The 19,033-nt window shown below is 70.1% G+C and carries 13 protein-coding genes and 3 pseudogenes; 8 read left to right on the forward strand and 8 right to left on the reverse strand.

All coding sequences use genetic code 11. The annotated features are described in order from the left end of the window. Positions 1-26 precede the first annotated feature (26 nt). The 3 genes and pseudogenes from DQ392_RS10690 to DQ392_RS10700 form a co-directional block, all read left to right on the forward strand. Positions 27-1,376 carry an enolase C-terminal domain-like protein gene (locus tag DQ392_RS10690; protein ID WP_114015291.1) on the forward strand — a complete coding sequence of 450 codons (1,350 nt, stop codon included), beginning with the start codon at positions 27-29 and terminating at the stop codon, positions 1,374-1,376. A gap of 102 nt (positions 1,377-1,478) precedes the next feature. After that, the gene (locus tag DQ392_RS10695; protein WP_114015292.1) at positions 1,479-2,948 is read left to right on the forward strand and encodes a GntP family permease; all 1,470 of its coding nucleotides are present in this window, start codon (positions 1,479-1,481) and stop codon (positions 2,946-2,948) included. Next, positions 2,949-3,581, forward strand: a pseudogene (locus tag DQ392_RS10700) (PEP-utilizing enzyme); the annotation flags it as partial. It lies immediately after the preceding gene. Positions 3,582-3,618: 37 nt separating this feature from the next. Here the strand turns inward: DQ392_RS10700 and DQ392_RS10705 are convergent. Next, a complete protein-coding gene (locus DQ392_RS10705; RefSeq protein ID WP_245981335.1) occupies positions 3,619-4,629 on the reverse strand; it encodes a mechanosensitive ion channel family protein in 1,011 nt (336 codons plus the stop codon). A gap of 518 nt (positions 4,630-5,147) precedes the next feature. Between DQ392_RS10705 and DQ392_RS10710 the strand changes: the two genes are divergently transcribed. Continuing rightward, positions 5,148-6,041, forward strand: a complete 894-nt coding sequence (locus DQ392_RS10710; protein ID WP_245981338.1) for an LmeA family phospholipid-binding protein — start codon at positions 5,148-5,150, stop codon at positions 6,039-6,041. Between the two features lie 227 nt (positions 6,042-6,268). Next, positions 6,269-6,559: pseudogene (locus DQ392_RS10715) on the forward strand (maleylpyruvate isomerase mycothiol-dependent enzyme family protein); the annotation flags it as partial. A gap of 106 nt (positions 6,560-6,665) precedes the next feature. Here DQ392_RS10715 and DQ392_RS10720 read toward each other — a convergent pair. The 3 genes and pseudogenes from DQ392_RS10720 to phnA all read right to left on the reverse strand — a co-directional run. Beyond that, positions 6,666-7,916, reverse strand: a pseudogene (locus DQ392_RS10720) (glycoside hydrolase family 27 protein); the annotation flags it as partial. 293 nt (positions 7,917-8,209) lie between these two features. After that, positions 8,210-9,664, reverse strand: a complete 1,455-nt coding sequence (locus DQ392_RS10725) for an aldehyde dehydrogenase family protein (RefSeq protein ID WP_114015294.1) — start codon at positions 9,662-9,664, stop codon at positions 8,210-8,212. A gap of 189 nt (positions 9,665-9,853) precedes the next feature. Further along, positions 9,854-11,221, reverse strand: a complete 1,368-nt coding sequence (phnA, locus tag DQ392_RS10730) for a phosphonoacetate hydrolase (protein ID WP_114015295.1) — start codon at positions 11,219-11,221, stop codon at positions 9,854-9,856. A gap of 336 nt (positions 11,222-11,557) precedes the next feature. On the opposite strand from phnA, the gene DQ392_RS10735 reads away from it, so the two are divergent. From DQ392_RS10735 to DQ392_RS10745, 3 genes are all read left to right on the forward strand, one after another. Beyond that, a complete protein-coding gene (locus tag DQ392_RS10735; protein WP_181856367.1) occupies positions 11,558-12,256 on the forward strand; it encodes a TetR/AcrR family transcriptional regulator in 699 nt (232 codons plus the stop codon). A gap of 173 nt (positions 12,257-12,429) precedes the next feature. After that, positions 12,430-13,953, forward strand: a complete 1,524-nt coding sequence (locus DQ392_RS10740; protein WP_114015297.1) for an FAD-dependent oxidoreductase — start codon at positions 12,430-12,432, stop codon at positions 13,951-13,953. Positions 13,954-14,205: 252 nt separating this feature from the next. Next, positions 14,206-15,423 carry a GDSL-type esterase/lipase family protein gene (locus DQ392_RS10745; RefSeq protein WP_114015298.1) on the forward strand — a complete coding sequence of 406 codons (1,218 nt, stop codon included), beginning with the start codon at positions 14,206-14,208 and terminating at the stop codon, positions 15,421-15,423. Between the two features lie 4 nt (positions 15,424-15,427). Here the strand turns inward: DQ392_RS10745 and DQ392_RS10750 are convergent, their stop codons facing one another. From DQ392_RS10750 to DQ392_RS10765, 4 genes are all read right to left on the reverse strand, one after another. After that, positions 15,428-16,006, reverse strand: a complete 579-nt coding sequence (locus DQ392_RS10750; protein ID WP_114015299.1) for a dihydrofolate reductase family protein — start codon at positions 16,004-16,006, stop codon at positions 15,428-15,430. 405 nt (positions 16,007-16,411) lie between these two features. Next, a complete protein-coding gene (locus tag DQ392_RS10755; RefSeq protein WP_114015300.1) occupies positions 16,412-16,744 on the reverse strand; it encodes a hypothetical protein in 333 nt (110 codons plus the stop codon). Positions 16,745-16,986: 242 nt separating this feature from the next. Continuing rightward, positions 16,987-17,442: an iron chaperone gene (locus tag DQ392_RS10760; RefSeq protein ID WP_114015301.1), complete on the reverse strand. Its 456-nt coding sequence runs from the start codon at positions 17,440-17,442 to the stop codon at positions 16,987-16,989. A gap of 561 nt (positions 17,443-18,003) precedes the next feature. Then, positions 18,004-18,498 carry a GNAT family N-acetyltransferase gene (locus DQ392_RS10765; RefSeq protein ID WP_114015302.1) on the reverse strand — a complete coding sequence of 165 codons (495 nt, stop codon included), beginning with the start codon at positions 18,496-18,498 and terminating at the stop codon, positions 18,004-18,006. Positions 18,499-19,033 lie beyond the last annotated feature (535 nt).

Below are 19,033 nucleotides of genomic sequence, written 5' to 3' on the forward strand. Positions count from 1 at the left end.
GGAAGGCGGCGGAAGGAGAGCAGAACATGCCAGTCGCACAGCACGGTCCGACGGTCGATGAGATGCGCGTCGTCCCGGTCGCGGGACGGGACAGCATGCTGCTGAACCTGAGCGGCGCGCACGGCCCCTACTTCACCCGCAACCTGGTGGTCCTGACCGACTCGGACGGGAGGAGGGGCCTCGGGGAGGTCCCCGGCGGCGAGGCGATACGCCGCACGCTCCAGGCCGCCGCAGACCTCGTCGTCGGCCGTCCCGTGGCCCGGCTGCGCTCAGTCGTCGCACAGGTGCTGGCGCACTTCGCCGACCGCGACAGTGCCGGGCGCGGCACACAGACCTTCGACCTGCGGGTGGCCGTACACGCTGCCACCGGCGTCGAATCGGCCCTGCTGGACCTGCACGGCAAGCACCTGGGAGTGCCCGTGGCCGAGTTGCTCGGCGACGGGCAGCAACGCGCCCACGTGCCCGTCCTCGGCTACCTCTTCTACGTCGGTGACCGCGCCAGCACCGATCTCGGCTACCGTGACCCCGCTCACGAGGGCGAGGACGCTGACGCGTGGCTGCGGCTGCGCCACGAGGAGGCGCTCACCCCGGAGGCCGTCGTGAGGCTCGCGGAGGCCGCGCACGCGCGCTACGGCTTCCGCGACTTCAAGCTCAAGGGCGGAGTGCTGCCCGCCCAGGAGGAGGCCGCGGCCGTCACCGCGCTCGCGCGGCGCTTCCCCCAGGCACGCGTCACCCTCGACCCCAACGGGGCGTGGGGGCTGGACGAGGCGGTCCGGATCGGCCGCGAGCTGCGGGACGTCCTCGCCTACGCGGAGGACCCCTGCGGAGCCGAAAATGGATACTCAGGACGGGAGGTCATGGCGGAGTTCCGGCGGGCCACTGGCCTGCCCACCGCCACCAACATGATCGCCACGGACTGGCGGCAGCTGACCCACGCGCTCCGCACGGACGCCGTGGACATTCCCCTCGCGGACCCGCACTTTTGGACGATGAGCGGTTCGGTACGGGTGGCGCAGCTGTGCCAGGCCTGGGGGCTGACTTGGGGCTCGCACTCGAACAACCACTTCGACGTGTCACTCGCGATGTTCACGCACGTCGCCGCCGCGGCCCCCGGCCGGATCACGGCGATCGACACGCACTGGATCTGGCAGGACGGCCAGCGCCTCACCAGCGACCCGCTCACGATCGCCGACGGGCAGCTGCACGTCCCCGAGTCACCGGGGCTCGGCGTCGAGCTGGACGAGGAGCAGGTGGCGGCCGCACACGAGCTGTACGAGCGCGAAGGGCTCGGCTCCCGCGACGACGCGGTGGCGATGCGCTACCTCGTACCCGGATGGTCCTTCGACGCCAAGCGCCCGGCACTCGACCGGTCCTGACGTTCCCCGCGGAGCCGGCAGCCGCCGGCCCCGCGCCGTTGCCGGCCGGCGGACGAGGCGCCCGCGGCCTGCCGAGCCACCCATGCCTGACAGGAGGCAACGATGCCTACCGCACGAACGGGCCTGATATCCGGGCTGCCCTGGAAGACACTGGCCGTGGACGCGCCGACCACCGCCTGGAGCCTGCCGCCCTGGGCGCTGCTGCTGCTCGTCGCGGGTGGGGTCGCGCTGCTGCTCCTCCTGGTCGTGAAGGCGAAGTTGCACGCGTTCCTCGCCCTGCTCGTGGTGAGCATCGGCGTCGCAGCCGCCGCCGGAATCCGCCTCAGCGACCTGCCCGGTGTGCTCGAACAGGGTATGGGGGACTCCCTCGGTGAGATCGCCGTCATCGTCGCCCTCGGCGCGATGCTGGGACGGGTCATGCAGGAGTCCGGCGCCGTGGAGGTGCTCTCCGGGAGGCTCCTGGCGGCGGTCGGGGAGAAGCGGGCCCCGCTCGCGGTGGGGCTCACAGCGCTCCTGGTGGGCGTACCGGTCTTCTTCGACGTCGGCTTCATCCTGCTGATGCCGTTGATCTACGCGGTGGCGCAGCGCTCCGGCCGCTCGGTGATCAGTGTGGCCCTGCCCGCAGCGGGCGGCCTGGCCATCATGCACGCCGTGTTGCCGCCGCACCCGGGGCCGGTCGCCGCGGCCGGTCTGCTCGGCGCGAGCCTCGGCTGGGTGACCGTCATGGGCCTCGTCTGCGGCCTTCCGGCCTGGTTCGTCGGCTCCTACCTCTTCGGCGTCAAGGTCGGCGACCGGCTGAACGTGCCGGTACCCGCGCTCGCCTCCCGAGCTGGTGTTTCCCCGGACGCCAGGAGCTCCACGGACGCGACCGACGAGCGGGCCCCCGACCTGGCGCGGCCCTCGCTGGGCGTCACCGTCTGCGTGATCGTCCTGCCGGTGCTGCTGATCATGCTGCACACCTTCGCGGGACTCGTCTTCGACAAGGGTGCGCTGCGTACGGCGCTGGAGTTCATCGGCGCCCCGATCATCGCCCTCACCCTCGCCACGCTGCTGTCGATCTGGATGCTCGGTGTACGAGGCGGCCTGAGCATGGAACACATCGAGAAGGCGGCCTCTGCATCGCTCGGTCCTGTGGCGCTGGTACTGCTCGTGACCGGCGCGGGCGGCGTCTTCGGCGCCGTACTGGAACAGTCGCAGGCGGGGGACGCGCTGGCGGACCTGATGGGCTCGACGGCCCTGCCCGCTGTGGTCCTCGCGTTCCTCATCGCGGCGGTGCTGCGAGTGGCGCTCGGCTCGAAGACGGTCGCGATCGTGACGACCGCACCCATCGTGGCGCCGCTCATCCACGAGTTCGGCCTGTCCCAACCGGAGATCGCGCTCGTCGTCGTGGCCGTAGCCTCCGGCGGCACGGTGCTCTCGCACGTCAACGACTCCGGCTTCTGGCTCTTCAACCGGTACATGGACATCGACATCCGCACGACGCTGAAGAGCTGGACGCTGATGGAGACGTTCCTTGGGCTGACCGCCTTCGCCATCGCAGCCGCCCTCAGCGCAGCGCTGGCACTGGCCTGAGCGCGGCGGGCCTCTGGAAGAAGTCGCGGCAAGCACGGCATGCGCTGCGTCGGTGAGATCGACATCGCGAGGCCGCGTTGGAGTGAGCGCCCCGCCACGCTCGTGCCCCTGATCCTGGGCAATGCCGAGAACTGCACACCGGGCGCCGGCGGACAGCGCTTCAAGGAAGAGCTGCGTGTGGCGTGGGCGAAGGAGGGCGAGGTGCTGGAGCGGTTGCGTGCCTTGCCGGACGGAGCGGACAAGGCCGCAGAGACCAAACGCATGATCGACCGGGTGCGTACCTTGACGCGAGGCCGTGCCGGACGACGCCCTGGCCGACCTAGCGGTTTTGGCCGGGACCGTGGAGGGGCGTGCCCGCGTCATCACGGACCTGGCGCAGGCCGACCTCGCCGCGGGCGACATCCTGGTCACGGCCTGTACGGATCCCAGCTGGTCGCCCCTCTTCGACACGCTCAAGGGCCTGGTGACGGAGGCGGGCGGTTCGATGACCCATGGTGCGGTCGTCGCCCGCGAGTACGGCTTGCCGGCCGTCGTGGGGTGGAGCACGCCACCCGGCGCATCCCGGACGGCCGGCGGATCCGCGTACACGGAACGAGCGGGTATGTCGAGTTCCTGCCCGAAGTGGGCGTGTGACCGACGCCCACTCGTCGGGGCGGACGCCCGCGCGACGTCAGCGTCGCACGGGGCCCGTGCGCTGTGCGGGAACGTCGGGAAGCTCTTCGTCGGAGCGCATCCACACCGTCCGCTGCGGGAACGGGATGTCGATGCCCGCGCCGGTGAGTGCTTCCTTGACCCGGCGCCGCAGCTCCCGGGTGACACCCCACTGCTGGAGCGGTGCCGTCTTGACGGCGAGGCGTACCACGACGCCGTCGGGGTCGAGGGACTGCACGCCCCACACGGAGGGGTCCTCGAGGAGGACGTCCTTGAAACGGGGCTCCTCGCGCAACTCGCGGCCCGTGCGCTCCAACACGTCGAAGACCGTGTCGAGGTTGGACTCGTGGGCGACCGACACGTCGAGGACGGCGCGCGCCCACTCCTGGCTGTCGTTGCGCACGCGGAGGATCTCGCCGTTGCGGATGTGCCAGAGGCCGCCGTTGAGGTCGCGGACCTGAGTCAGCCGGAGACCGACGTGCTCCACCTCTCCGATCGCTTCACCCAGGTCCACCGAGTCGCCCACGCCGTACTGGTCCTCCAGCATGATGAGCATGCCGGACAGGTAGTCGGCCACCAGGCTCTGGGCACCGAAACCGATGGCCAGGCCCACGACCCCGGCGCTGGCCAGCAGCGGGCCGAGCGCGATGCCGATCTGGTCCAGCACCATCGCCACGCCCATCACCGCGACGACGATCGTGACGATGCTGCTGAGGACCGACCCGATGGTGCGGGCGCGCTGCTCACGCCGCTCGTTCGCCCGGGAGCGGTCGCGCGCCAGCACCGCGGGCCCGCGCCCGGACCGGCGAGGCTCGCTCTCGGCCTCGGGGGGCTGCAGGATCCGCTGGACGACCCGCGAGATGGCCTTCTTGGCGACGGCCCGGACGATCGCGGCACCCACGACCACGAGCAGGATGCGCAGGGGCACACCCACCAGCGTGTCGACGTTGTCGCGCAGCCACCCCGGGGTGGACATGGCCAGGTGATTGACGGTGTGGGCGTGCGACGCCGTCGCACCGGTGGGGGACACGGGATCCACTCACTTCCGCTCAGTTGCGATGCTCAGCCGGTTGCCGTGCTCAGCAGACCGAACGTATCGGCGGGCCCGAAACGGGTCAAAAAGAGTGGAGAGCAGGTGCGCATACGGCATCTGACGTGCATCGATGATGTACGGATCTCGCGGATGGCACCGCGTCGACGAAGTGCCGGCACCCCGCGGCCGCGCGGTGAGGCGAGGACGGGCGGCGCCGGCACGGGCCCGGTGACGGGTCGGGGCGTGACTTGGACGCGGCTCCGGCTCTGTGTTGGCATGTGCCGATGATCTCGAACGGGCCCTCAGCGCACCCGACGGCACGGCAGGCGGCAGCGGCGGACTCTCCGGGAGAGGTGTCCGGCCGGCCGGGGGAGGAACCCGCGCAGGACGGTGAGCGACCGGCGACAGAGGGTGCCGGTGCGGGGCCCGTACCGCAGAGCCCCGGCACGGCGGAGGAGCCGGAGCCGTCGAGCACCGGACGGACCCGCCGGGTCAGGATCCGCAGAGCCGCGAAAGTGGCCGTCTGGATGGTCGTCGTGCTGGCCTTCCTCGCACTGGGCGACCGCTGGGCGGTGCTCTACGCCGAGAACATGGCGGCGCAGAAGATCCAGGAGACGCTGAAGCTGACTGCGGAGCCCGAGGTCCACATCGAGAGCTTCCCGTTCCTCGCACAGGTCGCCGCGGGCCACCTCGACCACGTCGACGCCACCGTCCCCGACGTGCCCGCGGGGCGGGTCTCCGTCGCACAGGTGAGGGGCTCGGTGGACGACATACGGATCGTCGGCAGCCTCCCCTCGTCGGTCGAGGGCGCGGTGCTCAGCCGGGTGCGTGGTCAGGTCTTCCTCGGCTTCGACGACCTGAACCGCGAAGTCGGCGCCTCCCAGGTCCACCTCGCCCCCGGCACCGGAAAGAACACCGTGCGGGCCGACGACGACGTGCCGGTGGCGGGCCGGAACGCCGAGGTCCGGGGCCGCGCCCACCTGCGGCGTACCGGGGACCACGGGCTGGCCATGACGGTACGGGACGTGCGCCTGGTGGTGCCCGGGCTCCTCACCTACGTACCGGGCAAGGGCGGCGGCCTGCAACTGGCGGCGCCCGCTGCCGACAAGGTGGACGAGCGGGAGTTGCAGCAGGCCACCGACCAGCGCGTGCGGCCCGACCAGAGGATGAAGGACGGCGTGCTCGACGCACTCGTCGAGCACCCTGCCGTGCTCAAGCCGGCCGGCGTCGACCCGTCCCTGATCCGGGGCCTGCGGAAGGTGCAGGAGCCGAAGGTCGCACAGTCGATGGAGTTCTCGGCCCAGCTGCCCGACGACGTACCCGGTGACCTGCGCCTGCGCGGGATCTCGGTGCACAAGGACGGTGTGCGCGCCGAGCTGACCGGCACCGACGTGCCCGTGGGGCAGTGAGGGCGTTCCCCTCGCCGGTCCGCCCGCCGACCCCGAGCCGTGGCGTGACGTGAAGCGACTGCTCGTCACGCAGTGCGTGGCGCTGCCGGTCCCTGGGTCCTGACGCGCAGCGGGGCCAGCGCGCCGCACCGAGCAGGCGGGTCATGTCGAGGGCGGTGCTGCGGTCGGTCCTGGCCGGGTCCTCATATGGTGGGCGCGAAACAGGCGGTAGACGGCAGAGCGGGGGCCGAGGTGTTGTTTCCAGCAGGACCAAGCCTCCTCTTCCCGTAGTGGCCATGCTCGGCGAGACGCTCGTGCACGCGGAAGACATCCGGCGTCCGCTGGGCATACGTCGCCACTACCCGAAGGAGGTGGCCACGCGCGTGGCCGAGTACTACCAGGGAACGAATCTCGTGGTCGTGGCCAAGGGACGCATCGGCGATCTGCGGCTCACTGCGAACGACGGTCCCTTCGAGACGGGTTCCGGCGCGCTCGTGTCGGGCACGACCGTGGCTTTCGCCTCCGCGAGCGCCCAGCGGTAGCGTGACGACGACGGCGGCCCGCCGCTCGCGAGGGCGGCGGGCCGTGGACGAGGAGCCCGGGGAGCGTCAGCCGGCCGCGGCCGGCTGATAATGCGGTCTACTTCTCGGGGGTGACGCGGAGCATCACCGTGCCGTGGGACGGTACCTTCTCGGAAAGGCCGCCGTTCGACGTGCTGTCCGAGTGCTTCCACAGGTCGCGGACCTTGTAGGAGTCGGCGTGAGGCACCGTGGCCGCGTCGGCGGTCGTGGTGATCGTCTGTTCCTGGTCGGTCTCGTTGAACAGGGCGATGGCGCGGCTGCCGTCGGCCAGCTCCTTGCTGACGACCCAGCGCCCGTCCTCCTGCGAGACGACCTCACCCTGCTTGCCGAGCGCGTCCTGGTCGACCGCTATGACCTCCTTGTTGCTGAGGATGTCGATCGCCGCACCGTCGTCCTCGCGCAGGTCGGAGCCGATGAGCAGCGGGGCCGCCATGATGGACCACATCGAGAAGTGGGTGCGGTACTCGGTGTCGGTCATCCCGCCGTTGCCGACCTCGAGCATGTCGGGGTCGTTGAAGTCGCCCGGGCTCGCGTACTGCGACAGCTTGAGGTTCTCTTGCATGATGCCGAGCATGCTGTCCCAGTTATCGGAGATGTCTTCCGTGGTGCGCCACGTCTCGGCCAGCTTCGGCGCCCACTCCCAGGGCTTGTTCTCGCCCCACTCGCAGATGTTGTAGACGATGTCGCGGCCCGTCTTGTCCAGCGCGTCCCGCATCGTCTGGTAGCGCTCTTGCGCCGGCCGGCCCTCGTTGTTGCAGTTGTCGTACTTGAGGTAGTCCACGCCCCAGTCGGCGAACTGCCGCGCGTCGCTCTCCTCGTGGCCGAGCGCCCCCGGCATGCCCGGCTCGGTGTTGCACGTCCAGGTGCCGGCGCTGGTGTAGATGCCGAGCTTGAGGCCCTTGGAGTGCACGTAGTCGGCGACAGCCTCGATGCCGTGGGGGAAGCGCTCCTTGTTGGGGACCAGTTTGCCGTCGGCGTCGCGTTCGGGCTCGGCCCAGCAGTCGTCCAGGTTGACGTACTCGTAGCCCGCGTCCTTGAGGCCCTTCTCGACGAAGATGTCGGCCGTGTCCTTGACCATCTCCTCGTTGAAGTCGGCGCCGCAGTGCGTCGCGTTCCAGTTGTTGAAGCCCATGGGCGGGGTCTTGGTCAGGTCTCCGCCCGAGGACTCTCGCGCGGCCTGCGCGCTCTCGGTCTTCTCGGCGGTGGGGGTTGCCGCGGAGGCCGGGGCCGCGAGGCCCGCTCCGCACATCATCACGACGCCGATCGCGCTGATCAGCCCCTTGCCAGTGGTACGGGTCGATACGGTGGGGCGCATGTCCGTCCTCACTGCTCGCTGAACGGACCGTCCCGGCGCGTGGGGCGGCGGGGCAGTCCTTGTGACCGCCACACGGTAAAACTCTGTTCGGGTCTGTTGGAACCCTTTCGACAAATGTTTGTTTCCGTGTGTTTGGTCGGCTGTCGTGCTGCGCGGTCTCTCCGCGAATCAGCGACCAGCCTCCACCACGGCATCGCAACGACCGCCGCGACGACGACTTCCAACTGGTGCGAGCGGTGGCCGAGTGGCCCTCATAAGGGGGCAGCCCGCCGCGCGGAGCGTGGCGGTAGGCGTCAGTAGCGGATGCAGGCCGAGCGGAGATCGGTGTAGAAGTCCCACACTTCCGGCGAGCACTCCGGGGCGCCCAGCTGGGACGCCTTCGCGCCCATGTGCGGCAGGTGGGAGTAGGCTCCGACGCCGGGCCGGTTGACGTGGAGCATCCCCGCCTGGAAGTCCTGGAGCGCCTGGAACATGTGTGCCGGGTCCCGCGTGAAGATCGTGCCCGACATGCCGTACCGCACCGAGTTGGCGATCCGCATGGCGTCCTCGTAACCGTCGCAGTCGATCACCGACAGGACCGGCCCGAACACCTCCTCCTGCGCGATGTCACTGTCCCATGCCACCTCGGTCAGCACGGTCGGCTGGACGTAGTAGCCAGGCGTGTCGCAGACAGCGGCCTCACCACCGCATGCCACGTGGGCGCCGGCGCCGCGTGCCGTGGCCACCGCGTCCAGGCAGGCCCGCATACGTTCCTCGTTGACGACCGGGCCGATGTCCGCGCCCGCGTCGGTGCCGCTGCCCACCCGCATCGCCGCCACCCGGTGCAGCAGCGCGGCCAGCAGCTCTTCCTTGACGGCCTTGTCGACGATGATGCGGCTGGTGGCACTGCACCGCTGGCCACTCTGTCCGAAAGCACCGTGGACGATCGCCTCGACGGCCTCCTTGACGTCCGCGTCGGCGAGGACGATCAGCGCGTTCTTGCCGCCCAGCTCCAGCTGGGTACGCATGAGCCGATCGGCCCCCGCACGGTTGATGGCCCGGCCCACCGGCAGGGAGCCCGTGAAGGAGATACCGGCGACGCGCGGATCGGCGACCAGCGCCTCACCCGGCTCCCGGTCGCCCTGCACCAGGTTGAGCACGCCCGGCGGCACGCCCGCGTCCGTGAAGGCCGCCACCAGGAGCGCCGAGGTCCAGGGCGTGAGCGGGGAGGGCTTGAGCACCGCCGCGCACCCCGACACCAGCGCCGGAGCGACCTTCCACATGGGGATGGCCACCGGGAAGTTCCACGGCGTGATCAGGCCGACGACGCCGAGCGGGCGGCGGAAGGTCATCGCCACGGTGCGCGGGTCCTCCGCGGGGGTCGTCACCCCGTTGATGCGGCGGGCCTCGCCGAGGGTGAACTCCAGGATGGCCAGCGAGCGTTTGACCTCGCCGCGGCTCTCGCTCAGCCGCTTGCCCTGCTCTCGAGTGATGGCCTGGGCGAACTCCTCCGTGCGCTCCTCGATCAGCCGGGCAGCCGCGGAGAGCACCTTGGCCCGCTCGATGGGGCCCTTGGCGTCCCAGGCCGGCTGCGCCGCGGCGGCGGCGTCCACGGCCGCTGTCACGTCCGCGGTACCTGATTCGGCGAACTCGCCGACCAGATCGCCGGTGTCGGCCGGGTTGAGGTTGCGGCGTACCTGCCCGGACCTGGCGGGGGTCCAGTGGCCGTCGACGTGGTTGAGCAGGTGGTGCGAACTCGGCTGCGCCATGAGGGGGCTCCCTGGAGGTGGAGTGCTGACGGGATGAGGGCGGGCGGGGCAGCTGGGGTGCCGTCAGGCCGTGCGGACGGCGACCCGGGGCGCGATGCCCGCACGGGCGGCGGCCATACACGGCGGCCGGCGGCGCGACGGGGTCGGCAGGAAACCGTGTGGCCGCCCATCCGAGGGCGGCCACAAGAGCTATGGCGTTCGTGCTCGTCCGGCTTCGGTCCGGGCTTCCGCGGCTTCGGCGACCAAGGTGGTGGCCACCCAGAAGGCGTCGTAGTTGTGGACGCAGGCAGGTTCACCGAGCGGGTTGTCGAACGGCGCGCGCTCCGGCAGCGGCCGGTTGATCAGGAAGGGGATCCGCAGTTCGCCCAGGGCGCCGTGGGAACGCAGCGGCGCGTCCAGCTGAGTCAGATCGTGCCAGGCCGCGAAGCGGCCGAGCGCGGTGCCGGCCTCGGCGAGGACGACGAGGTCACCGATCCGGTCGGCGGGCAGCGCGTACCGCTCCACGGCCTCCGCGCGGTCGGACACCGCTTGGATCCCGTCGATCTCCCGCAGGGCCGCCGCCACCCCGTCACGGTCGGCCCCCTCGGGCAGGTGGACACTGGCGAACGAACCCAGCGCACCGTGGTGCACGGTGTACGGGTCGGTGATCGGCAGGATCACCCGCACCCCTTCGACCTCGGCATCGTCCACCGCGCCGAGGAACCGGCGCACCTCGTCCTCGACGTAGACCACACGCGGGGCACCGTCGGCGTCGGACTTCGCGCTCATGCCGTGATCGGCCGTCAGTACGACGACGGCGCCCAACTCGTCCAGCTTGGCGGCGTAGCCGTCGATCATCTCGTAGAAGGCGTTGGCGGTCTCGGTGCCCGGGGCGTGCTTGTGCTGGATGTAGTCGGTCAGCGAGAGGTACATCAGGTCGGCCCCCCGGGAGGCCAGGATCTCCACGCCTGCGGCCAGGGTGAACTCGCTCAGTTCCGCGGAGTACACCTCCGGCAGCGGCTTGCCGACGAGCTCCAGGACCTCACCGATGCCGTTGGCCTCCTCCGTGGCTTCGTCCGCTTTCTGGGCGGAGAAGCAGATGCCACGCCTCGTCGGTTCCACGAAGCCGCCCGAGCCGTCGAGTGCGGGCCCGTCCTCCACCAGACCGGCACCCAGCAACCGCCGCAGCTTGTCCTTGGCCGTCACCACCACCACGTCCAGCCCGGCCTCGTTCGCCGCCGCGAAGAGAGTGGGTGCGCGCAGGAAGCGCTTGTCGTTCATCAGGACTTCCTCGCCCGTCTCGGTGTCGAGGATGTAGTTGCCGCTGATGCCGTGCGCGCACGGCGGGTGCCCCGTGGCGATCGAGACGTTGTTGGGGTTCGTCAGGGCCGGCATCGCGCAGTGCGCGGGCCATGAGGTGCCACCGTTGGTCAGAACCTTGCTCAACCACGGCATCCGGCCGGCAGCGGCGGCCTCCAGGTGGTAGTCCGGCTCGCTGCCGTCGATGCAGATCACCACGACGGGGCTACCGGGCATCGTGTACGACCGGTCGTTGACCGTGAAGGTCCGAGATTTCACGAAGGGCTCCTCGCGCTTCTGTGGCTGGAATCCGAAGCGCGTCGAGCCTCCCCCGGCGCACCGCGTCGAGGAACCCCCGTTTCCCTTATCGCTCCCATAACCACAGGTCAGCACGTACGGGATGGAGAGCACCCGAAGTCAGCGCTCTGTCCGGCGTCCGGGCAGGGGGCCGAAGCCTGAGGGAGACGCCGCCGAAGGTTCCCTCCAGGTGCTTGGTCATCGCGTCGTCGGCGTGGCTCTTGCGGCTGAACTCGGCCTCCTCGTACGAGAAGCCACGACAGGTTGGTACGCCACACCAAGTTGGCACAACGCACCAAAGTGTGCCACCTTGAAGGCATGACAACGTCGGCGCGCCGGCCTCAGCGGCGTCATCAGGTGCTTTCCCGGGAGCGGATCCTCGACGTCGCGATCGGGCTTCTGGACACGGGAGGCGAGGGTGTGTTGACCGTCCGGGCGCTCAGTGAGCGCCTGTCCACCGGGTCCGGAGCGATCGCGTATCACGTGGGCAAGCGGGAAGACCTGCTGGACGCGGCGACGGAGGCGGTCGTGACGGCGGCCTTGTCCGCGGCGCCCGCGCCCGCCGCGGCGACACCGTCCGACGAGGTCCGGGCCGTCGCCCTGGCCCTGTTCGACGCGATCACCGCCCACCGGTGGCTCGCCACACGGCTGACCCTGCAGATCGTCCGCAACCCGGTCGGCCCCGTCACGGTCGGCATCTTCGAGCGGATCGGCCGGCAGGTGGACGCGCTGGGTGTGCCGCGGGAGCGCTGGTTCGACGCGGCCTCGACGCTCGTGCACTACATCCTCGGAGCGGTCAGTCAGAACGCCCGCATCGAAGGGGACACCTCAGGCATCGACCCCGTGGCGGACCGGGGTGAGTTCTTCGCGACGACCTCGACGGCGTGGCAGGAACTCGACCCCGAGCACTACCCGTTCATGCACGCCATCGTCGGCCAGGCCGCCGAGCACGACGACCGCGAACAGTTCCTCACCGGCATCGCTGTCATCCTCGACGGCCTCACCCGCTTGCACTGACCCGTCCGCACTGTCCTGCCTGCGCTGACCCGTGTGCGCCGGCCTGCCTGCGCTGATTCGCCTGTACCGGTCGGTCTGTGCCGACCCGCGCTGACCCGGTTGCGCTGACCCGCTGCGCCGGTCCGGCAGACGCACAGCAGTGGTTGGCGGAGGTTTTGAGGAAGGAAACTCCCATGCACGACGTCGTCATCGCGGGCGCCGGCCCGGTCGGCCTGTTCGTGGCCAACGAGCTGGCGCTGTCCGGCCGTTCCGTACTCGTCCTCGAACGGGACCAGGACCCCCACCCGCCGTCCAAGGCACTACCGCTCGGGCTGCGGGGGCTGAACGCCGGATCCGCCGAGACCTTCCACCGCCGCGGCCTGCTGGAAGCCGTGCTCAAGGAGTCCGGCGCCGATCCACACAAGGTCGGTGCGGCCCCCGAAGCCGTCGAGCCGCCCGCCCCGCGCGAACTGAGCCATTTCGCGGGCATGACGCTCGACGCGGCCGGCGTCGACACCGCGGCCCTCTGCTTCCGGCTGCCCAGCCCGGCCATGGAGGGTTTCATGACGAGCCTGGAAGCGGTCACCTCGGTACTGGCCGAACAGGCTGCCACACTCGGTGTGGAGATCATCCGGGACGCTGCGGTCACAGCGGTGAGCCAGGACGACGAGGCCACCGTCACCACTGCGGGCGGGCGGCGGTACCGCTCGCGCTGGCTGGTGGGCTGCGACGGCGGACGCAGCGCGGTACGCCGCCTGGCCGGCTTCGACTTCGTCGGCACCGGGCCCTTGTGCACCGGCTACGTCGCCCAGGTCACTTTCGCCGACCCCGCTCAGCTGCCCTTCGGCTTCAACCTGACCGACAACGGCATGTACCTGCGCACGCCCCTCGAAGGGCACCTGGGCATGTTGGATTTCGACGGCGGTGCCTTCGACCGTTCCCGGCCGGTGACCCGCGAGCACCTACAGACGGTGCTGCACCGCGTCTTTGGCACCGACGTGACGTTGGACGAGGTGCACCTCGCTTCCAGCTTCACCGACCGCGCCATGCAGGTGGGGACCTACCGCCAAGGCCGCGTCCTGCTCGCCGGCGACGCCGCGCACATTCACTCACCCCTGGGCGGTCAGGGGCTCAACCTCGGTATCGGCGACGCCATGAACCTCGGCTGGAAGCTCGCCGCCACCCTGCACGGCACCGCACCGGACGGACTGCTTGACACGTACACCAGCGAGCGCCATCCCGTCGGTGCCGCCGTCCTGGACTGGTCCCGGGCCCAGGTGGCGACCATGAACCCCGGGCCCAACGCCCCCGCGCTGCGCAAGCTGGTCCACGACCTGATGCGCACCACGGAGGGAACCACGCACGTCTACCGCAGGACGTCGGGCCTCTTCCACCACTACGACCTGGGCGACGGCCACCCGCTTCTGGGCCGCAGCGCCCCGGACTTCCGCTTCGAGGACGGCACTCACCTCGGCGACCTGCTGCACACGGGCCAGGGCGTCGCGCTCGACTTCACCGACGACAGCGCGCTGCACGGCGCGACTCGGCGCTGGGAGGGCCGGATCCGCTATGCGTCGGGGCGGGTGCGCAACAGCCTCGGTCTCACCGCCCTGCTCATCCGGCCTGACGGCGCCGTGGTCTGGGCCGCCCCGCACGCCCCCGATCCCGCGGCGTTCGCGCAGGCCGCCGGCCAGTGGTTCGGCACCCCGAGCAGCTAGAGCGGGCAACCGGCCTGCCCGGAACGCGGCACCCCGCCGACCGGCCACCGGGCAGCGCATCCGCAGCCGCGTACGGACGGGGGCGGCGTACTGCTGACCACGGTCGGCTCGCTGTGCGCCGGCGCAGCGATCCGCGAGCGCACGGCCGTGCATCGGCCGTCGCCCCAGCCGTCACGGTGCCTGACTCTCAACGACGCCGCGGAAAAGGGATCTGACCACCGGCAAGAACTCGACAACCGGAGGACAACGACCATGAACAACGCCATCAGCACACCCCGTGACGGCTCCGGAGGCTGTGTCCCCGACGCCGACGCATGGGTGCGCACCTGGGGTGCCTCCCCGCAGGCTTCGGACAACTCAGTCAGCGCCCTCGACGCCTTCGAGAACGCGACGCTGCGGCAGCTCGTCCGCATCAGCGGCGGGGGAGAGCGCATACGTATCCGCCTCAGCAACGAGTACGGAACCGCGCCGCTGGCCGTCGGCGCCGCCCGCGTCACCCGCGCGGACTCCGACGGCGCGGACCAGAGCGGCAGTAGCCGTGCGATCACCTTCGGGGGCCGGTCGAGCGTCACCGTGCCGGCGGGTGCTCCCGTCCTCAGCGACCCCGTCGACCTGACGGTCGACGCGCTGGCACGGCTGGCCATCAGCCTCTACCTGCCCGGCCACGTCGACACCGCCACCTGTCACGGCACCTTTCACGCCCTCGGTTGGCTCATCCCCGACGACGCCACCGACCTCACCTCGCCGCCCGCCGACGCCACCCCCTTGGCGGCACAGGCCGTGATCACGGCCGTGGAAGTCCAGCCCCGCACCCCGACCCGGGCCATCGCCGTGCTCGGCGACTCCCGCGTCGACGGGATCGGCTCCACCCCCGGCACCGACCGGCGCTGGACCGACCTGCTCGCCGAGCGCCTGCACGCGCGCGGCGGCCGAACGCGGTGCGTGGTCAACCAGGGCATCGGGGGCAACCGCCTGCTCTTCGACGGCATCGGCCCCGCCGGCCTCGCGCGCTTCGACCGCGATGTCCTCGCCACCCCGGGGCTCGGACACGTGGTGATCGCCGTGGGCAACGACCTCGTCTTCTCCTTCCCCCCGCGCAACGAGGAGACCGCCGGATTCCTCGCGATGTTTCCCGGCGATCCCGTCGGCGTGGACGACGTTGTGGCCGCTCACCTTCAGGCGGCAGCGCGCGCCCGCGCGCACGGCGCGAAGGTCTACGCCGCGACCATCGCCCCCTACGGCGGCTCCGACATGTACACCCCCGAGGGCGACAAGGCGCGCGAGCACGTCAACGAGTGGCTCCGTGGGAGCAACGCCTTCGACGGAGTGCTCGACTTCGACGCCATCTGGCGCGATCCCGCCGATCCCACCCGCATCCACAACGACCTGCACATGGGCGACAACCTCCACGGCAACGACGCCGGCTACGCAGCGCTCGCGGAATCCATCGACCTCTCCCTCTTCGACTGAGCAGTCAGACATGCAGGCTCGGCTGGTAGATGAGCTCTTGGACGTGGCCGTCGAGCGTCCGGGTCTCGACCAGTCGCAGGTCGAAATCGGCCGCGCCCTGGAAGACCGGGTCCAGCCCGGAGCGTCCGGTGATCACAGGGAAGAGCGTCACGTGGACGCGGTCGACCAGGCCCGCTGCCATCAGCGCCCAGTTCATCGACAGGCTGCCGTGCGAGCGCATCGGCACGGCGGACTCCTCCTTGAGCCGGGCGACGACGTCAACCGCGTCGCCCCTCGCGAGGGTCGCGTCCGGCCAGTCGAGCTCTCCTTCCGGCGTGCTCGACATCACCGTTGCGGGCAGACTCCTCATCCGGGTGACCCAAGGGTCACGGACATCGGATCCCTCAAAGCTCGAAGCCGTCATCTGCGCGAACAGCCGGTAGGTGCGGGCGCCGAAGACCATCCGCTGCTCACCTTCGTACAAGGCGAGGCGGCGATCGAGCAGCTCCGGTCCTTGCTTGCCCCAGTAGCCGGTCCAGTCGCCGCCGGCGGCGCCGAAGCCGTCGAGACTGGAGAAGACGTCGAAGGTGTATGTGGCGGCCATGATGCTCTCCTCGCATGCGGTGGGACCAGCTGTGACAAGACGGCCCTGCAACCTCGGCGCAGCCCTTCGCCAGGAGATCGCGTGCATGCTTCTGCCCTCCGTGGCGGGGCTCGGAAGAGTGCCTTCAGGGTGGTGATTTTCGGATATCGGGAGGACGCGTCGTGTTCGTCTTCGGGGTGGAAGGCGGGGCGCAGCGGTTTGACACACCTGCGTGGTGGACGGAGCGATCGCCGACGGACGGACGATCCCGTGCGCGAGCGCGCGAAGCTCCCGGCAAGGTCACGAGCGATCCCGGTCGTGGCACCCTGCCAGGAGCTTCTTCACGTCACAGAGTCGCGCAACCGAAGGGCGCAGCCATCGGGTCGGTGTCGTTGAGGTCTTGCGTGGCGACGAGTTCCTGACCTGTCACCAGTCCTTGCAGGCGACTCCGAGGATCTGCTGGTTGTCGATACGCTTGATCGACCCGCAGCCCCTGATTCCCGCTCCGCTCCCATAAGTGGCGTCGATGCTGAACTTGTGAGAGCAGCTGTTCCCTGTGCTGCTGCCACCGCAGATCATGGAGTACGTCTTGGACGGCGAGGTGGACGCGTAGTAGGTGAACTGGTACTCGACGGGGCTTTGGGGTTCCGGGACCCCGTGGATCGTGACCGAGTCGACGTGGTAGCCGCTGCCGAAAATCACCATTTCCACGTTGCCGTCGGTGACCGCCTCGTCGGCGGAGGCCGGTGCGGATGCCATGACCGTGCGGCGCGTGAGACGGCTGAAGAGTACATGGCAAGTTCGGTTCCGGCGGCTCGAATCGCACGAATGACAAGTGGCTTGTCGCTCTCGCGTTCTGACGAGGCATCGCCTGGATGTGGCGAGTTTCCGGGGCTCGCGTCGCGGGCTCCGCCTGCGTGTTCTCATGGGCGGGAATCTCTTCGCGTCCGCGGAGCGGGAGGTGCGGCCGGCCGACTGTCCGGCCGCCCGTGCGGGATGGTTCAGCTCACCGCCTGCTTCACGAGTGCGCTGATCCGGGCTTCCGTCTCGGGGGTCACTGCGGTGAGTGCGTACCCGGCCGGCCACATGGTGCCCTCGTCCAGCTTCGCCTGGTCGCTGAATCCGAGTGTGGCGTAGCGCGCCTTGAACTTCGCGGCGCTCTGGAAGAAGCAGATGATCTTGCCGTCGAGTGCGTAGGCCGGCATCCCGTACCAGAGCTTGGGGGCGAGGGACGGGGCACTGGAGGTGACGACGGCGTGGACGCGCTCGGCCATCGCCCGGTCCGAGTCCCGCATCTCGGAGATCTTCGCGAGCACGTCCCGCAGTGCTTCGGCCGCTTTGTCCGCGCGTGAGGTGCGGCGGGCCGCCTGCTTCAGCTCGCGGGCGTGTTCCTTCATCGCGGCCCGCTCCTCGGCGGTGAACTGCTCGGGCTCACTGATGCGTGCGGTTCTGGCCATGACAGACCTTCCCTTCCACGGGCTGTGGTGCGAAACACGGGGCCGTCGGCTGAACTGTTCCGCGCGGATCATGTCCGGCTACCGCGCCACTGCTCGCCAGGTCGGACGGTGACCTGCGAGGCGGTCGGAGTTCGCTGTGCAGCGGTGCTCACACGTGCGTCGTTTCTCGGGGTCAAAGCCGCTCCGCGCGACCGGCTCGCCGTGCGCGGACGCAGAATGGCCGAAAGGTGGTTGAACGTTCAACGGAATGAGGAGCACTCTGGGTGCTGAGGCGACAGCCCCCTCGGCTGTCGGACCAACAACGACCCGCCCCGCAGGCCGCCCGCGCGCCGAGCGCGGCCGGCGCGTCCGTCACCGTCGGCTCGCGCCGCCGCGACCGCGACAGGAGGCCGGCGCTGTGACACCGGCGAGAAGCGGTACCGCCTCACTCCCGTTCGGGCAAGCGGCCGAGGCGCGCACGTCGGGCGGGGGCTGATGGTCCACCTGGTCACACAGCTGGGCCGGCTCGGGCAGCAGTCCCCGGACGAGCCGGATGGAGGTTCAGGGCAGCCGGATGGAGGTTTAGGGCAGGAGATCGCGCTGGTGCCAAGTGCCCGACCGGCCGCCGAGATCGGCCGGAGTGGCAGGACCAACGGGGAGGAACCCCGCCTTGGCCAGGACTCTCTGTGACGCGGCGTTGTCGTGCGAGGTGGCCGCCCGCAGTGTGCGCAGGCCGTGTCTCGCTGTCGCCACCCGGCACAACTTCCGGACGGCCGCGGTCGCGACACCGCGGCCGGCGACTCGCTCCGCGACCCGGTAGCCGAGCCTTGCGGTGCCGTCCTCCATGTCGTACAGGTTGAACCTTCCGAGTACCGATCCGTCCTCGGCGACGAGCACGTAGAAGGCGCAGATGCCGTCCTTCTGCTCGGCCAGCGCGGCCTTGTACCGGTCGGGAAACTGGTCGAAGAACTCGTCGCCGCGGTCGGAAATCGAGGCAGCGAAGTAGGAGCGGTTCGCCACCTCGAAGGCCAGGACCGCCGAGGCGTGGTCGGCGTGCAGCCGCTTCAGCTCGGACATCGCCCGACCCTATCCAGCTCGTGCCGTGAGGCCATCTGGGTTTCTGCCGGTGGCAAACAGCGCCCGGATCAGAACACGTAACGAGCTACGGCTGAAGAAGTAGTCCCGGACCCGTGGGCTCGAGTGGGAAGAGCTCGCCGACGACGCCGCCGCCGTCGCGTCGCCCTGGGACCTTGCCGGCTCGCGGCGCCCGCCAGGCGGACGCCGGGCGGCGGGGGAGCGGATCAGGGGTTGAGTCGCCGGAGTCACCGCACATCCCGGCTGTGCTTCTCGTGCCACTCCTCTTCGAGGATGCTGTACACCTCGGAGTCTCGCCAACCGTCCCGGATCAGTGCGCTGTGACGATGACGTCCTTCCCACGCCATGTGGAGCTTGCCGAGTACCCGTGCAGAGCCGAGGTTGCGCGGGTCACAGGTGGGCTTGATTCGGTTTGACGGACATTCGAGATCAGGGGCGTTGCCCCGGAAGGATGTCCATCATGGAGAGCATGGGGAAGAAGAAGCCGCGTCCTCGCCGCTCGTTCACACCGGAGTTC

Origin of the sequence: Streptomyces reniochalinae, assembly GCF_003323735.1 — a bacterium.
Lineage (GTDB): Bacteria > Actinomycetota > Actinomycetes > Streptomycetales > Streptomycetaceae > Streptomyces > Streptomyces reniochalinae.

Bases quoted from the DNA above. Each gene is read 5' to 3' on its own strand.
- DQ392_RS10690 (WP_114015291.1), top strand. From the start codon at position 27: ATGCCAGTCGCACAGCACGGTCCGACGGTCGATGAGATGCGCGTCGTC.
- DQ392_RS10695 (WP_114015292.1), top strand. From the start codon at position 1,479: ATGCCTACCGCACGAACGGGCCTGATATCCGGGCTGCCCTGGAAGACA.
- DQ392_RS10725 (WP_114015294.1), bottom strand. From the start codon at position 9,664: ATGGCGCAGCCGAGTTCGCACCACCTGCTCAACCACGTCGACGGCCAC.
- DQ392_RS10735 (WP_181856367.1), top strand. From the start codon at position 11,558: ATGACAACGTCGGCGCGCCGGCCTCAGCGGCGTCATCAGGTGCTTTCC.
- DQ392_RS10740 (WP_114015297.1), top strand. From the start codon at position 12,430: ATGCACGACGTCGTCATCGCGGGCGCCGGCCCGGTCGGCCTGTTCGTG.
- DQ392_RS10745 (WP_114015298.1), top strand. From the start codon at position 14,206: ATGAACAACGCCATCAGCACACCCCGTGACGGCTCCGGAGGCTGTGTC.
- DQ392_RS10750 (WP_114015299.1), bottom strand. From the start codon at position 16,006: ATGGCCGCCACATACACCTTCGACGTCTTCTCCAGTCTCGACGGCTTC.
- DQ392_RS10755 (WP_114015300.1), bottom strand. From the start codon at position 16,744: ATGGCATCCGCACCGGCCTCCGCCGACGAGGCGGTCACCGACGGCAAC.
- DQ392_RS10760 (WP_114015301.1), bottom strand. From the start codon at position 17,442: ATGGCCAGAACCGCACGCATCAGTGAGCCCGAGCAGTTCACCGCCGAG.
- DQ392_RS10765 (WP_114015302.1), bottom strand. From the start codon at position 18,498: ATGTCCGAGCTGAAGCGGCTGCACGCCGACCACGCCTCGGCGGTCCTG.